Source organism: Arthrobacter sp. 10N44_2, from assembly GCF_056394385.1.
Map to the genome: position 1 here is coordinate 1 of NZ_JBFTHT010000014.1, position 15,328 is coordinate 15,328.

At 64.9% G+C, this 15,328-nt stretch carries 16 protein-coding genes; 7 read left to right on the plus strand and 9 right to left on the minus strand.

All coding sequences use genetic code 11. The annotated features are described in order from the left end of the window. A partial coding sequence (locus AC1DBX_RS14760; RefSeq protein ID WP_476871930.1) for a hypothetical protein occupies window positions 1-220 on the plus strand: 220 nt, incomplete at its 5' end. 273 nt (window positions 221-493) lie between these two features. Continuing rightward, window positions 494-799 (plus strand): DUF1905 domain-containing protein, encoded by a 306-nt coding sequence (locus tag AC1DBX_RS14765; protein ID WP_476932075.1) that lies wholly within the window; start codon window positions 494-496, stop codon window positions 797-799. 83 nt (window positions 800-882) lie between these two features. Here the strand turns inward: AC1DBX_RS14765 and AC1DBX_RS14770 are convergent, their stop codons facing one another. The 5 genes from AC1DBX_RS14770 to AC1DBX_RS14790 form a co-directional block, all read right to left on the minus strand. Further along, window positions 883-1,410 carry a hypothetical protein gene (locus AC1DBX_RS14770; RefSeq protein ID WP_476932076.1) on the minus strand — a complete coding sequence of 176 codons (528 nt, stop codon included), beginning with the start codon at window positions 1,408-1,410 and terminating at the stop codon, window positions 883-885. Window positions 1,411-1,593: 183 nt separating this feature from the next. Then, window positions 1,594-2,073, minus strand: a complete 480-nt coding sequence (locus AC1DBX_RS14775; RefSeq protein ID WP_476932077.1) for a hypothetical protein — start codon at window positions 2,071-2,073, stop codon at window positions 1,594-1,596. A gap of 247 nt (window positions 2,074-2,320) precedes the next feature. After that, the gene (locus tag AC1DBX_RS14780) at window positions 2,321-2,662 is read right to left on the minus strand and encodes a YciI family protein (RefSeq protein ID WP_476932078.1); all 342 of its coding nucleotides are present in this window, start codon (window positions 2,660-2,662) and stop codon (window positions 2,321-2,323) included. A gap of 124 nt (window positions 2,663-2,786) precedes the next feature. Continuing rightward, the gene (locus tag AC1DBX_RS14785) at window positions 2,787-3,173 is read right to left on the minus strand and encodes a VOC family protein (protein ID WP_476932079.1); all 387 of its coding nucleotides are present in this window, start codon (window positions 3,171-3,173) and stop codon (window positions 2,787-2,789) included. 280 nt (window positions 3,174-3,453) lie between these two features. Continuing rightward, window positions 3,454-3,630, minus strand: a complete 177-nt coding sequence (locus AC1DBX_RS14790) for a hypothetical protein (protein ID WP_476851686.1) — start codon at window positions 3,628-3,630, stop codon at window positions 3,454-3,456. 317 nt (window positions 3,631-3,947) lie between these two features. Here AC1DBX_RS14790 and AC1DBX_RS14795 point away from each other — a divergent pair, with 317 nt between their 5' ends. Both AC1DBX_RS14795 and AC1DBX_RS14800 read left to right on the plus strand, forming a co-directional pair. Next, window positions 3,948-5,783, plus strand: coding sequence for an AfsR/SARP family transcriptional regulator (locus tag AC1DBX_RS14795; protein ID WP_476932080.1), 1,836 nt, complete (start codon window positions 3,948-3,950; stop codon window positions 5,781-5,783). An 89-nt stretch (window positions 5,784-5,872) separates the two neighbouring features. Further along, window positions 5,873-6,055, plus strand: coding sequence for a PspC domain-containing protein (locus AC1DBX_RS14800; protein ID WP_028275253.1), 183 nt, complete (start codon window positions 5,873-5,875; stop codon window positions 6,053-6,055). A gap of 183 nt (window positions 6,056-6,238) precedes the next feature. Here AC1DBX_RS14800 and AC1DBX_RS14805 read toward each other — a convergent pair whose 3' ends face one another. From AC1DBX_RS14805 to AC1DBX_RS14815, 3 genes are all read right to left on the minus strand, one after another. Then, window positions 6,239-6,442, minus strand: coding sequence for a cold-shock protein (locus tag AC1DBX_RS14805; protein WP_011690916.1), 204 nt, complete (start codon window positions 6,440-6,442; stop codon window positions 6,239-6,241). Between the two features lie 200 nt (window positions 6,443-6,642). Further along, entirely contained in the window at window positions 6,643-8,541 is a 1,899-nt protein-coding gene (locus AC1DBX_RS14810; RefSeq protein ID WP_476932081.1) for an O-antigen ligase family protein, read from the minus strand. Between the two features lie 85 nt (window positions 8,542-8,626). After that, entirely contained in the window at window positions 8,627-12,256 is a 3,630-nt protein-coding gene (locus tag AC1DBX_RS14815) for a carboxypeptidase regulatory-like domain-containing protein (RefSeq protein WP_476932082.1), read from the minus strand. A 364-nt stretch (window positions 12,257-12,620) separates the two neighbouring features. On the opposite strand from AC1DBX_RS14815, the gene AC1DBX_RS14820 reads away from it, so the two are divergent. Next, window positions 12,621-13,013: a TfoX/Sxy family protein gene (locus AC1DBX_RS14820; protein WP_476932157.1), complete on the plus strand. Its 393-nt coding sequence runs from the start codon at window positions 12,621-12,623 to the stop codon at window positions 13,011-13,013. Here the strand turns inward: AC1DBX_RS14820 and AC1DBX_RS14825 are convergent. Next, the gene (locus tag AC1DBX_RS14825; RefSeq protein ID WP_476932083.1) at window positions 13,010-13,747 is read right to left on the minus strand and encodes a hypothetical protein; all 738 of its coding nucleotides are present in this window, start codon (window positions 13,745-13,747) and stop codon (window positions 13,010-13,012) included. The two genes, AC1DBX_RS14820 and AC1DBX_RS14825, sit on opposite strands and share 4 nt — an antisense overlap. 232 nt (window positions 13,748-13,979) lie before the next feature. Here AC1DBX_RS14825 and AC1DBX_RS14830 point away from each other — a divergent pair, with 232 nt between their 5' ends. Beyond that, window positions 13,980-14,558, plus strand: a complete 579-nt coding sequence (locus tag AC1DBX_RS14830) for an HNH endonuclease (RefSeq protein WP_476932084.1) — start codon at window positions 13,980-13,982, stop codon at window positions 14,556-14,558. 217 nt (window positions 14,559-14,775) lie between these two features. Then, entirely contained in the window at window positions 14,776-15,150 is a 375-nt protein-coding gene (locus AC1DBX_RS14835) for a PH domain-containing protein (protein ID WP_476859791.1), read from the plus strand. Window positions 15,151-15,328 lie beyond the last annotated feature (178 nt).

Genomic DNA, 15,328 nt, shown 5'->3' on the forward strand with positions numbered 1-15,328 from the left:
GCCCGGCAAATTCAACCAATTCAATACAATAAATTGGTATCAACAAACTTGGCACACTATTGAGTTCTCAAACAACAGACACACCCGGCACCACCACAACCAACAAACAGTCAAGGATCGCTCCGGAGCAACTTTTCAAACTTACCCGATCTCGGAAGTCTTTGCAAATTCGCATTTCTGCGATTTACATTCATCCAAGAAGGTCCCCGCCGTTATTTAGCACGCAAATTTGCGAACCATTTTCAGGCTGTTTAGAAGGGGGTCGGTCGCTTTCTTTCCGCATCAGCGGCGGCGACTCGAATTACTTTACACGCCGGGAGGACCCTGCACAAATCGGCCCCCTGAGGGGGTTCCATGGCGTCACATTCCCGGAACCGCGCGGATTTCGGCAGCCGCGGCCGCCCCCAGAGGCCGGCGGCCCGGCGTCGGGCTTCTATGGAGTGGGTCACACGCGCACATCACGAGGCTTCGCTCCCGGTGCCATACTCAGAGCGTGACGACGTCGTACACGTTCCGTGCCGAGCTGTGGCACTACCCCGAGCAGGCAGGCTGGCACTTCATCACCTTGCCGCCGGACCTGGCGGAGCAGCTCAAGGACCAGGCCGCCCCGTTCCGGAAGGGCTTCGGTTCGGTGAAGGTGAAAGCTTGCATCGCCGGGCAGCGGTGGTCGACGTCGCTCTTCCCGGACAGCAGGACCAACTCGTACCTCCTCCCCGTCAAGAAGGCCATCAGAACCGCAGCCGGCATCCACGCCGGCGATGAGGTGGACGTGGAAGTCGAACTGATTCTTGAGGGCTGACAACAGGGACTGGATTGCAGGGGTAGCTGCAGGGCGACCCGAGCGCTTGTGCTCTCTGTTGAGCCGCTGCTTGAAGGAACAGTTCACCCCGCCGGAGAGGCCTCCACGAACGCCACCTGCGTGGCGTATTGCTGGTACAGCTTGACGGCCTCGTCGATCTCGATGTGGCCGAAGTTCAGCGCGACCTGCAGCCCCTCCAGCTGGGCACTGGCGGTCTCGGCTGCGCTCACACGGTCCGCCACGGAACGGGACGTGGCAAAGTTCGTGGCCAGCGCCGCGGCAACGGAGCAGATCACCGCCAGCAGACACAGTCCCCGCCACACAATCGAGTCGTCCGCCAGGTTGAAGATGTTCGCCACCGCTTCGGTGAACCCCGTGCCACCGGCGGCGGGGCCGACCGTGAACGCGGCGGCCAGCGCACTGCCCACGATGCTGATGCCGGCCAGCCGGGAGCGCCGTGGTCGTTCCCTGCCGAGGTAGGACTGAAGGTCCCGTTGCTTCTGGTCGATGCGGTTGGACAGCCTTTGCCGCGTATCGGATGTTTCGTCCATGATCTGGTCCCCGGTTCCCTCGCCGATCGTGTCCGCACGCCTGGAAAGTGGGACTGCCACCGGTTCCCCAGGATTCCCCAGCCGGGACGGGATCTCCCTGCCCCTTGGCCGCTCTCCTCCCGAAACGCGCACACGTTTAGGATGCTCCCGCGCCACTGCGGGTGTCTAGACACTTGACCGACGACGTCGGCGTTCCCCGCCGGTCCGGGCGGGGAACGGTGCCCCGAGGTTCTCCCGCCGCCGCTATTCGTTCGTCGGCGCCTTCACGTCAGCTCCCGCGTGCACGGCGGTCTCGGTGGGAGGCCGCCAGATGGGCGTGCCGTCGAGTGAGAGGTCAGCCGGTGGAGCAGTCACATGGGCCGTGATCCCCTGGGACCGGAGTTCGGCCTCCAGTATGAGCAGCATCCTCTCCGCCATGCCTATCGAGAGTTCGCCTTTAGTGTCAGTCCAAATCATGGGGCCAAGTTCGGTCAGATAGACATCGGAGACGTAGTTTGGCGTGTACTGGGGGTAGTCGCCAGTCATTTCGGCGGGGCTCAGTTCCTTGCCGTTCTGGTCCACCGACATAAAGCGCCCTCCCGCGGCATACAATGCCGCGGCAGCCTTGTCCCGGTCGTCAGTCTCGACAAGGAACCCGGGTGACGTTTCCCATCCGTCACCCAGTCCTTCCTCGTACCTCTCGCCCTGCTGGTCGAAGATGTCAGGTGCCACGGTTACGCTCACCGCGCTGCTTCCCTTCACGTTGCCGTCGTGGGCGATGGACGAGCTCGGCTGAGGACTCGGGGTTGAGGGTGCCGCACGCATGGTGGGCGACGTGAAGGCCAGACCGGGTTGTGTGGATCCAGAGCACCCGGCCAAGGCCAGCCCGATAGCCACCACTACTGCCCCACAAAGATGTCGTCTTGACATGTGCCCTCCCCCGGCGCCCACCAGCCGAGGTCAGTGTAAGCCACCCCCGCCGCGCAGTCACCTAGCTGGCGGGGTCGTATTGGAAAGCGCGCACCTCCTGCGCGCAACGGCAGGCGACCGCGATCTTCGCGGCCCACTCCAAGGCCGCATCGTAGGAGGGCAGCTCCAGCACCGAGTAGCCGCCTTCGAGCTGCGTCGTCTGCGGGTAAGTGCCCTCGCTCACGGTCCCATCGCCATCCACCATGACGGGCGGGATGCCCTCATCAATGCCGCCGCCGAACACCCAGACGCCGGCGTCCTTCGCCTCCTGGACGACCGCGTGCGACGCATCCGAAACAGCCTGCAGCTCTTCCTCGGGGAAGACCATGGCGGCACTCGGAAACGAGATCAAATATTTGGTCATTCGCGTCGACTCCTTGTTTGCAGCTCGGTTTGCAGCACGGTGAATCGCGTTCATCCTCGCCGATGCCCTCGCGCCGCGCAAGGATTCAGGCGGTCCCGATGGCCGTGACGCAGATCGTGGGACGTCATGCGCCACCCGATCCGTAAGGACGCGTGATCGCCTCAAGGAAATGCCCGTCAGGATCCGCGAAGTAGACGCCGCGTCCGCCGTCGTTGTGGTTGATCTGCTGTGGGCGGGACCGTCCCGGGTCCGCCCAGTAGGGGATGCCCTCGGCCTGGATCCTTGCGAAGATACCGTCGAAGTCCTCCTCGCTGACCAGGAAGGCGTAGTGCTGCGCGGCGATGGGCCGGTCCGCCGTGGCGAAATCGAGGGCCACCCCGTGGTCAAGGGGCACGGTCATGAAGGACCACATGGCTTGGGGTTCCGGCAGTCCGAGCACGTTGGCCAGGAACTTCGCCGACCGACGCATATCCGTTGCGTAGACGATGGTGTGGTTGAAAGCGACCGTCATGGCGACCTCCTCCGGTGTGATTGTCTGAGACCATCTGACATCCGGCACTCTTCAGATTTCAAGAGCACCAGCAACGTCCCTGGAACCTTCGTCCCATGGACGTAAGCCAACCTCAAGCCCACTTGAGTGACACCTGGCGATTACCGAACGCCGCCAGCGCTGAACTCCGCAAAGGCACCGCACGACGTCGGGCCTGACCCCCGCCTCCCATGCTGGAGGTGGGGGTCAGGCCCGTGCGGTTGCTGGCGTGCGGTTGCTGGCGTGCGGTTGCTGGATTCAGTCAGCCCTGCAGGGACCGCAGGGATGCGTACGGTTCGCTGGGCAGGTTGCCTGCCATCCAGGGGCGGGTGGACCGGATGGGAGGGGTGTGGCCCCGGCCGTCGCGGACGACCGCGACGATGGTGGCGACGGCTGCGAAGACCAGGAGTCCGGCGAGCAGGATAGCGGCAAATTCCATGTGAAGAGCACCTCGGGCGAGTGATGGAGCTGGTTGTTGGGGCTGATGATGGATCAGGTTGTTGGGCCGGAATCCCGGGCGATCGGTGCGGGTTTAGTTTGCGGCTGGGGTTCAGGTTTCCGGTCCTTTTGTGGGGACATGTCCAGTTTCCGCACCCACCGTGTGAGCCACCGTGTGAGCATTTTCCGCTGTGGTTTTCCGCCCGCTTCCGGCTCCCTTCGGCTTCGATCAGGCGCCGGTCAGGCGCCGTCGCTCCCCCGGCGCACGCTCGCCGTCTGCCGCTCCCGCTCCCCCATCAGCGGCGTAGCATGACTGATATGGCCGAGACTTGGATTCGGCTCCTCGGTCCGCCCCGGATCGAGTCCGCTGGCACCGCACCCCGGCAGCCCCGGGGCCTCAAGGCGTGGGCTGTGCTGGCCTACCTCGCGCTGCAACCGGGCGGCACGGGCCGGGCCCGGACGGCGGCCCTCCTGTTTCCCGACGCCGAGGACCCGCTCGGTGCCCTGCGCTGGAACCTTTCCGAGCTGCGCCGGACCCTCGGCGCGGAATCGGTGGGCGGCGACCCGCTGCGGCTGGTGCTGCCGGCCGGCTGGAACTGCGACGTGCTGGCGGCCCTGCAGCCAGCCGGCGACACCGACCCCCGCACCTTCGACGGCGACCTCCTGGAGGGTCTCACCTTCGAAGAATGCCCGGCATTCGAGTCCTGGCTGGAGGACCAGCGGCACCGGCTCGAGAACGCTGTCCTGACGCTGCTCTACGAGGCCTCGCTCGCCGCGCTGGCGGCCGGAAGGGCGGACGACGCCGTCGACCTCGCCACCCGCGCGCTGCACCTGGACCCCTTCAACGCCGACTGCCACGCCGTGCTGATCAAGGCCCTGCTCGCCCTGGGTGACTACCGGCGGGCGCGGGAGCAGGCCGACAAGTGCCGCGAACTCTACCGCCGGGAGCTCGGGCTCGGCGTGCCGGCCGAGGTGCGCCGGGCGCTGGCAGACGCGGCGCCCCCGGCCGAGCCCGGTCTGCCGGCCAGTTCGGCCGCGGTGCGGTCCTACCTCGACGCCGCCGAGGCCTCGCTCTCGGCAGGCTCCGTGGACCGCGGGCTGGAGCAGTTGCGCCTCGCCGCCGAGATCGCGCAACGGACCGGCGACCATCATCTGCTCGCCGAATCCCTGGTCACCTTGTCCGGGGCGCTGATCCATCAGGCCGGCGGCCGCGGCGCCGAGGTGGCCGACCTCCTGCACCGGGCTTTGAAATCGGAAGGGTTGGACCCGGAGTCGCTGGCGTCGGGGGGACGGAACCCCGCGCGGCCGGCGTCGCGGGTGGCGGCGGCCGCGTACCGGGAGCTGGGGTACCTGTCCGTGCAGCGGGGCATTCCGGACCGTGCGGCCGGCTGGCTGGAGCAGGCGGCCCGGGCGGCGGACGGGTTCGACGACGAACGCTCCAGGATCCTGGCCATCCAGGGCATGGCGGCCTCGGACACCGCGCACTACGTTGAGGCGCTGGCGGCTCTGGCCGAATCGACCCGGCTCGCCACCGCCGCGGGCGGCCGCCGTCTTCTGGCGTTCAGCCAGGCCTTGGCCGGCCGGGTGCATCTGCTGCGTGGGGATCTGGAGCCTGCTGCTGAATGCCTGGACCGGGCCCAGGAACTGATCGCGGCCGAACACTGGACGGCGTTCGAACCCTTTGTCGCCGGCCTCCGCGGCGAGACGTTCCTCGCCGCCGGCCGGCTGGAGGACGCCGCTCCCCTGATCGACCGCTCGTGGGTGATGGCCGACGTCGCCGGCGACCATTGCTACCTGACCCTGGCCGCGGGGGCCAAGGCGAGGCTCAGCATGGCGCTGAATGATCAGGCTGCGGCCGAATCCTGGCTGAAGCGCGGGCTCGACACCACCCCCTGGTATCTCTGGTACCGGGCGCGGCTGCTGGACACCGCCGCCGAGGTCGCCATCGACGCCGGCTCCCCCGCCGCCGGGGACTATGCCGACCGGCTGGGCACCATGGCCAGCCGCGGCGCCCTGCGTGAACTCGTGGTCCGGGCGCACTCGCACCGGGCACTCCTGGGCGATGCCGCCGCCGCGGAGACCATCCCGTGGCTGGCCAAGGACATCGACAACCCGGCGCTCAACACCTACCTGGCCCGGCGCGGGCAGCTCTGACGACGGGCTAGGCCGCGGGGCTGTGGCGCTGGGCGGCAGGGGCGAAAGACACTGCTGACTCGACGGGCGCGTGGTGCTACGGTAGCGAAATGTCAGCAACCTTGGTTCGCCCCAGACGCGGCAAAATCTTCGCAGGCGTGTGCGCTGCCTTGGCCGACCGTTTCGAAGTCCCCCGGGCTTTTGTCCGGCTCGGGTTTATGTTCTTCGGCCTGTTCGGCGTGGGTGAGTTCGTCTACGTCGCGTTGTGGATCCTCATCCCCCGGGACGACTAGCCGCAGACTTGTGGTGCGGGACCCGGCGCGGGAAGCCCTGGCCGGCATGAGGAGCGCGACGCGCGGCGGTGGCGCGCCGCCGTCGTACTGCTCTTGGAAGCACGGGTGGGTTAAACAAAAGCAGGGCCCGTCCGAAGACGGGCCCTGCTCGAAACCTAACGGTCCCGGGTATCTAAAAGGAAATTAGATAGCCTGGATGTTGGTGGCCTGGGGACCCTTGGGGCCCTGCTCGGTTTCGAAGGAGACCTTCTGGTTCTCTTCGAGGGAGCGGAAGCCGGAGGAGTTGATCGCAGAGTAGTGTGCGAAAACGTCCTGTGAGGAGTCATCGGGGGAAATGAAGCCGAAGCCCTTTTCAGCGTTAAACCATTTGACGGTACCAGTAGCCATTATTTTTGTCCTTCGTGAAGGTGGAGGAACTGTCCCGACTTTCGGGTCCTCCTGTTTGGGGTGCTCAAAACCGCTGCTTCAGAAGAACATGGGCTTTCGACCATGCGTACTGCCTGAACTACGAACTGCATAAACACAACAACAGGATCAACTGTACAGGACGTTTGGTGGGTGAATTACCACACCTCCATCTGGAACGGTCAGCGAGGGCCGAGCGCATCCGCACGGGCCTGCGCCTGCCCCGCCGCTTCCGGATCTCCCAGCCGGTCATAGATCCTGGCCAATATGGTCCAGGGCTCCGCCGAGGCCGGCGCACGTTCCGCCGAGGCGGCGAGGTCGGCCAGACTGTCCTGGACGTTGCCGAGGCCGAAGTTGGCGACGCCACGTTGGAGATAGGCAGCGGAGTCGAAGGGGGAACGCCGAATCATCTCGTCCAACGTGTCTTTGCCTTGTTGGAGCTTCCCAATGTTGATAAAGCCGATGGCGAGGGCCAGGCCCGCCTCGGATGAACCGGGCGTGCGGTCCAGCGCGATGCGGGCCCATTCGACGGCATGGTTCGCGGCGATGGAGTCCCCGTCGGCGGCCGGCCCGGTGAAGGCCTGGGCCGCCAGCAGCGCGGTATCCGAGTCCCAGGGCCGCAGCCCGTAGGCGCGCTGGAACTGGCTCTCCGCCGTCGTCAGGTCTCCGGCCGCGACGGCGGCTACACCCTCGGCCATCGGCCATTCGGCGATCGCCGCCGGCACTGCGATGCCCAGCCCCAGGGCCACGAGCAGCCCCGTAGCCACCGCACCGGCCGGGAAGGTCTTCCAGGTCCGGACCTCGGAAGCTGATTTCGCGGGAGCCGCCTTGGCGCGAGGCCGGACCTGCTGCACGGCAGCCCGCGACGTCGACACCAATCCCCCGCAGATGAAGGCCGCCACGGGCGTGGCGGCCGGCGAGGTGAATGCGGTGAGGAGCATCAGACCGTAAGCGGCCACGGCAGCGAGGGCGCCGGTCAGGTTGTCGCGGTCAACTCCCGGTGCCGCGGTGCGGATGCTTTCACTAGCGCTGCGCAGAATGAGGAAGGCCAGCACCGCCGCCGCCAGCAGCAGCGGAAGTCCGCCCACGGCGGCGGCCTGCAGAAGCCAGGAGTGCGGCGAGTCCGGCGGGAATGTGCCGCCCACCCGGACGGCCCACTCCAGGGTGTGGAAGCCCGTGATGGCATCGACAAAACCGTTCGGGCCGACGCCGGTCCAGGGGTGCTCGGCGATCAGCTTCAGGCTCTCGTCCCACAGCAGCCAGCGGCCGTTGACCGTGTCGGCGCTGAAGAGCCGCTCCCGCGCCACGGGAATGGCGACTGCGGCAACGCCAAGCAACACGAGCGAGGCACCGCCAGCCGCCGCGACGCGCGCGCGGCCGGGGGTCCGGATTGCGGCCGCTACCAACACAAGCACGACGGCGGCCAGGCCCAGGATCGCTGCACGGGAACCGGACAGGACCGTGGTCAGGGCCGCCGCTGCAAGGCCGATGCGGGCCGGCCAGTCCCGGCCGCGCAGTGCCGGCAGTGCCAGCACTGCGGCCGCCAGAACTCCGATGATTCCCTGGTCCGTCGCGTTGCCCAGGGTGGCCCCGGGGCGCAGATCCGCGGACCCGCCCAGGGGCCGCAAGCCTGCGGCCTCGAAAGCACTAATAAAGCTCACGATCACCACCGCCGGGGTGAGTGCGGTGCGGAACATGGCCCAATTCCTGGCTCTGCCCGGCCCGCCGAGGACCTTGGCGCCGAGCGCAAAGAGGGCTATGTAGAGCGTGATGACTAGGGCGCCTTCATACCGTGGCCAGCGTCCCAGGATGCTGGCCAGCGGGTTGGCGGAGAACGCCGTAGAAATGGCCAGCACAACGGCGGCGGCCCCCAGGGCCCGCCGGATGCCCTGCGGCAGCCGGCCTCCGGCCTGGGCAAGGGCTCCGATTCCGACTGCGGCGAGGAGCCAGACCACCTTCATCCAGGTGAACCGGAACAGCCCGCCCGGCTGGAAGACCAGGACCGAGCAGGCCACCAGCCACACACAGGCACGGGGAGCGAAGACCCGTGCCCTTTCCAACGTTTGGATTGGGAAGGGCACGGGTCTCCTTGTGATTTTGCTTTGCAGGGCTGGTGATGCGCTCTGGTGCGGCGGCCTGGTACGGCGGCCTGCTGCGCCTGGCGTCCTAGACGGCTGCTACAGCCTTCGTGGCCGCGCTGGTCTTGGCCGCCGTCGTGTAGCCAGGTTTGGAGCCGGTTACCGTGACCGTGATCGTCTTGCCCACGTCACCGGAGGTCAGGACATATGTCGCGGCCGTCGCCCCGGAGATGTTCACCCCGGAACGCTTCCATTGGTAGGCCAGGGTGACCGGCGCCGGACCCCACGTGCCGGGAACCGCGGTCAGCTTCTGTCCGCTCACAGTAGTGCCCGTGACCGTCGGGACCGGCGAAGCCGTCAACGCCACAGGTGCCGTGACGACCTTCGTCGCCGCACTGGTCTTGGCCGCCGTCGTGTAGCCGGTCTTGGACCCGGTCACCGTGACCGTGATCGTCTTCCCAACATCACCGGACGTCAGGACATACGTCGCGGCCGTCGCCCCGGATATGTTCGCCCCGGACCGTTTCCACTGATACGCCAGGGTGACCGGGGCCGGGCCCCACGTGCCGGGAACTGCGGTCAGCTTCTGCCCGGTCACGGTAGTGCCCGTGACAGTCGGCACCGGCGCAGCCGTCAACGCCACGGGCGCCGTGACGACCTTGGTCGCCGCACTAGTCTTGGCCGCCGTCGTGTAGCCGGGCTTGGACCCGGTCACCGTGACCGTGATCGTCTTGCCCACATCACCGGATGTCAGGACATACGTCGCGGCCGTCGCCCCGGCGATGGCCGCCCCGGACCGTTTCCACTGGTACGCCAGAGTGACCGGCGCCGGGCCCCACGTGCCAGGAACCGCCGTCAACTTCTCCCCGGACACTGCAAGGCCGGTGATCGTCGGAACCGGCGCAGCCGTCAGTGCCACCGGCGGGGTGCCGAAGGACAGTGCACCCATGATGGTCGGCTTGCCGACGATGACCGCCACGGGCGCAGCGCTGGCCTCGGTGGCGACGTTTCCGGAATAGATCTTCGATCCGTCAGCACCGGAGTGCGCGACGACGAAGTACTTTCCGGTACTAAGCCCCGTGATATTGAACTTTCCGCTGGCGTCGGTAATCCCACTACGCGTGACGAGACTTCCATCGCGGGTGTAGGCCTGCACTCCGGCGGTGGGCAGAGGCTTGCCCGCCTTGTCCGTTAGCGTCCCGGCGATGGAGCCGCCCGTGACCAGGGTGGCGTTGATGTTCGATACCGACGCGCTTGCGCCGACGGTCACGGTCTGGGCTGCACCTGCCCCGGCGGATTCGGACTTGTTGTTGTAGAACTGCGCCTCCGCGAGGGAGGAGCCGCTGGCACGGTTGAATGCCACTTTGTAGGATCCCGCCGCGAGACCGCCAATGCTGTAGGTTCCGGCAGCGTCTGCGTAGCCGTCCTTGACCACAGCCCCCGCGGAGTTCAGGACGCTGACGGGGGTGCCAGTGGTGCCTCCGCCGGTGATCTTGCCGCTGACGGTGGAGCCCTTGACCAGGGCCGGGTTGATGCCGGTCAGGTCCTGCCCGGCCGCCACCGTCAGGGTTCGGGCCGCGTCGAACGAGGCAGCCTTGTCGAACCACTGGTCGGCCGCGCCCGTGTTCCAACCGAAAATGAAGACCTTGTAGGATCCGGCAGCCAAGCCCGTTACCTTGTAGCTGCCGTCCGGATTCACATAGCCCTGCGCGATCTGCCGTGTAGAGGAGCCGGCGGCGAAGACCTTCACGGTTGTCATCGCCACGGTAACGCCGGGATAAATTACTTTGCTGAGCACCACACCGGCAGGGGCAGTGATTTTCCCGCTGATGGTCGCGGCCTTCACCAAGGTGGCATTGATGCCGGCCAGGTCCTGTCCCGCAGCCACGGTCACCGCAGTGGCGGTGTCGAAGGAGGACGCGTTCTTGTACCACTGGTCGACGGCGCCGCCGGAGCCTCCTCTGAATGCCAGCTTGTAGGATCCAGCCGGAAGGCCAATGATCTTGTAACTGCCGTCCGGCCCCACCGGGCCGTAATAACTTGGGTTCTGGTCCTGCGGGGCTGCCGGAGTGGCCGTGACGGAAATACCGGAAGGGCTGATGCCTGCCGGGGCGGTGACTTTGCCGGTGATCGTGGCGCCCTTGACCATGGTGACGTCAACACCGGTGAGGTCCTGGCCGTTCGTCACGGCCACGGGAATGGCTTTGTAGGGCGAGTCGGCTTTCTGGTACCACTGGTCAATCGCGCCGGTGTCCCAGCCGGAGAACTGGAGTCGATAGGATCCCGCCGGCAGCCCGATGATCTTGTAGCTGCCGTCCGGCGCCACGTTGATGGTCTGGCCCACTGGTGTCATTGAGGACGCCAACCAGGTTGAGACCTGGACGTTGGAAAGGTTGACGCCTGCCGGAGCGGTAACTTTTCCGCTGATCGTGGCGCCCTTGACCAAGGTGGCGTTAATCCCGGTGAGGTCCTGGCTGGTGGCCACAGTGACGGCCGTGGCCGTCTCGAAGGAGGCGGCATTTTTGTACCACTGGTCGAGGGCGCCAGTGTTCCAGCCGGAGAACTGGAGCTTGTACGAGCCCGCTGACAGGCCAGTGATTTTGTAGCTGCCGTCCGGGGCGAAGCCGGCGGACCGAGTCATTTGGCTGCCTTGTTCCGCTGCGGGCGAGGCGCTGACGTAGGAGTTCGAAAGATCGACCCCCGCCGGTGCGGTGACTTTTCCGCTGATTGTGGCAGCCTTCACGAGCGTACTGTTGATGCCGGTGAGGTCCTGGCCGGCAGTGACAGTCACGGCAGTCGCAGTTTCAAAGGACCCGGCGTTCTTGTACCACTGGTCCGCAGCGCTGGTGTTCCAGTCGGAGAACTCCACCTTGTAGGATCCTGCCGGCAGGCCGATGACCTTGTAGCTGCCGTCCGGGGCCACAGTGGAAGTTTGACCCACCTGCCTTTGTGAGGCCGCCAACCAGACACTCACTGAAACGCTAGAGAGGGTGACGCCTGCCGGCGCGGTGACCTTTCCGCCGATCGTGGCCCCCTTGACCAGCGTCGCATTGACGCCGGCGAGGTCTTGACCGGCAGTGACGGTCACGGCCGTGGCAGTGTCGAAGGAGGCGGCGTTTTTGTACCACTGGTCCAAGGCGCCGGTGTCCCAGCCCGTGAAGTGGAGCTTGTAGGACCCTGCCGGCAGGCCCATGATCTTGTAGCTGCCGTCCGCTCCCACGTCGGACTGTCCTGCCCCGTCATGTGTGGTCGCCGACAAAGCAACTACAGACAGGTTGGATGAACCGACGCCGGCCGGAATTGTTATCTTTCCGCCGATCGTGGCGCCTTTTACCAGTGTGTCGTTAATGCCGGTGAGGGCCTGTCCGGCGGTGACGGCCACGGGCGTGGCAGTGTCATAGGAGGCGGCGTTTTTGTACCACTGATCCTGGGCGCCAGTATTCCAGCCGGCGAAGTGGAGCTTGTAGGATCCCGCGGGAAGGCCCATGATCTTGTAGCTGCCGTCCGCTTCAACGCTGGACTCGCCCATGTGGCGCTGGAATGCCGCCGATAAGGCGTAAACATATGTGCCGACAATGTTCACTCCGGCGGGAGCCGTCACGGTCCCCTGAATGGAAGCCGTCGACGTATCGGCTGCGGTGGCCGGGACCGAACCCAGCATCATAAGTATCGCCAGCACTGCACTGATAAAGGCAGGCAGGCGGAATCTACTCGTCATTGCGAGCATGTATTTCCCCCAAGTTCATGCGTCAGCGAATGCTGAGCAACCAAAGTCTGCTGAGCCAGACTTTGCAAATAGTAACCCGCCATGTGAGTTTTGACTATCTGTTACTAGGCTAGGCACTCCGAACTAGGCACAGCTGCAAATTGTCGGAATTTACTGCGTCCGCATTTGCCGTGAAAAAAGCCGTCCCATGGAACCCGTATAACGGACCAGGAGGTCGCTGTTCCTGGGTTATGCCTCAATCATGCCCGCCGAAAGCTGGCTCGCAACATTTATGCCGACCGCCTGTCCCATGCCCGGCCGCGGGCATATCCTGCAGGAAGACCAGCCCGCGACCGTCAGTACCGGAGGAAGACCCATGGAAATGCCGAAAGCGTCCGACGCCGACAAGGAACACTTCCGCTCGGTGCTGCCGGACCATCCCAAGGTGGTGGTCAAGCCGATGTTCGGGAACTTGGGCGCCTTCGTGCACGGCAACATGTTCGCCGGCCTGTTCGGCCCCACCATCGGCGTGAAGCTGGCCGAGGCGGACAAGGAGATGCTCGAAAGCACCGAGCGGACCGTCCCGTTCGGGCCGGCCGAGCGTCCGATGGGCGGCTACACCGGATTGCCGGAGATTTGGAACGCCGAGGGCGACGGCGACGAGGCGCGGGCCAAAGCCTGGGTGGAGAAAGCATTCGAGCACGTGGCCGGACTGCCGCCCAAGGAGCCGAAGGTTTCTAAGCCCCGGCCCAAAAGGGTGGAAAACTAGGGCAGGACAACACTCACCAGTTCTGACCGGCTGCCGGTCTCCAGGTCCTCGGTAAGGGCCAGCGCACCGATCTGCGGGCAGTGATACTTATACTCCCGGGAGTTCTTTTCAAGCGGCGTCCAGTCGTAGACCTTGACGCAGTCGGTGTACGTGCCTGACTTGGTGGAGACTGTCTCGCCGGTAGCTACGGTGTCCCGCATGTCTTCCGCATTACCAACGTAGAACTCCTGCCTGTAGGAATCGCCGACGCGCTGCTCGGCCTTCATCCAGATGCCGGCTTTTGCGCCGTCTTTTCCATGCAAAAAGCTGCCGGAGTGGTTCGCCAACATTCCATTCGAGTAGTTGTCCACGTCCTCGCCGAAGTACCACACGTCGCCGTTTTTGTGTTGCGCCAGATAATCGCGGGTTTCCTCCACGAGCTGCCCGTTCTTGTACTCCTTGTCCAGATAGACCACCGTCTCAACACCGTCTATGGTCCTCGTCTCCGGCAAGATTTCGATCTCGATCCTCTCGGTGACTCTTCCTTGCTCGGTGGTCTCGTACGTCAGTTTCTTGCCGACAGGGAGCGCGAAGTATTTGTTGGTGATTTCGGTGGTGAAATCTGCTGGGTTGATCTGCGGGTTGTACTCCGCGGCCCCGTTCCTTTTTGTGTTGTCGAAGGCAAATAATGTCACCCCGCCACCAACCAGTAACAGGACGATCATGCCAAAGAATATTTTGGTTCGTTGATTCATGACCGTTCCCCCTCCTTCTGAGCAGAAATTCCTGTAGGGGGTCAGAGCACCGTTGCTTGCCCATGGCCATAGAAAAAAGCTAGCGCAGTCGGCACTGAACCAGAACACCCTTGGCGAACACCACGCTTGGAGAGGCACCGCCTCCCCGTATCGCCAGCGAAGGTACGATCTCTCACAGCGAGCGCGACGCCGCCCGTCTTCATTTTGCCGGAGTCTTTATGGGGGAGACCAAATGCTTGAATTGAAACGCATCTACTGGACGCGCCAATTACTCCGGTTGGCCATGGCCGCGTTGATGGTGTGGATCTTCGCCGGAGCCGTCCTGTCGCTCGTGACGCGTTCCGGGAACGCAACTGCGGTACGACCCCCCACGACCGTCACAGCCATCTTTACAGGGATGTTCGACGGCGTGCTGGCGGCCGTCGCGCTTCCAGGCGTACTCGCCGTCGTCCTGACCATTAGCGCGTCGGTAATCCGGGCGAGGGACATGAAGCGCCGCGATCCGGTCCGGCGCTTCAGCCGCCAGCAGCGCCGCGAAGGCATGTCACGGGCAGAAGGCCAGTGCGAGCTGGAGGCCGGCTTCCGCCGCCGCTGTTCCCGCCATGCGGAACACGGTGACCATTTCTACCCGTGGTCCAAGGGCGGATCTACCAGCCTGCGGAACTTCGTCGCCTCGTGCAGCAGGTGCAACCGCGCGAAAGGCGCCCACATCCCGTCGCCAGGCCAGCGGGAAAGACTGGAACGACGACGGCGGACGTACGTAACGCTTGAGGATGCGGTCGCCGTCGGGGAACGGCAGCCGTTTGCCTAAGTTGTAGGCGATACGTCGAGCATCGGTATGTGTTGTCGCCCTGCCTGTCCCAGATGTCCCGGATCCGCTGACAAGGGGGACCTCACCGAAAATTTCGCGAACCCTTCCTGAATATGAAGGGCGCCATCGCGACACGCCGATTGCAGGTCACGACGGCCCGGCATGCCTTTGTAACACTGAACTCCGAGGCTTGACCACACGAAAAGGAGCCACCCCCTTGGAAGCAGCAGCAGTGACCACGTGGATGTTCGTCGACGAATGTCCGATTCCCAACGACGTCGCGGAACTAATGGTGCCGGGCGAGCAGCCGGTGGCCGCGTACAAGACGTTCCGGGATAGCGCCATCTTTACAACCAAGCGCATGATCGTCCGCGACGCCCAGGGCCTGACTGGCAAGAAGGTGGAGGTGTACTCGCTGCCCTATTCCCACATCAACATGTGGTCATCAGAGAACGCCGGGAGATTTGATCTCGATGCAGAGCTGGAGCTTTGGACCCGCGCCGGGCATATCAAAATTAAGACGGGTAAGAAGGTGGATGTGCGCCGCCTAGACATGCTGATCGCGCATTCAGTCCTCGGCATCCAGCACTAACGCGGATCTTCTTCCACTAGAAATTCGGCACCCCCGACGCAGTCCAACCCCTGCGACCCGGCAACGTTAAGAGGACGCGCAATTCGTGTCCTCTTACCGTTTCCGCGTTCAGGCCGTACTTCTCTAGGGATTCCGGCTGCAGGTGCAGGAAAGGACTGCCCAGAATCTGCTGTAGGCG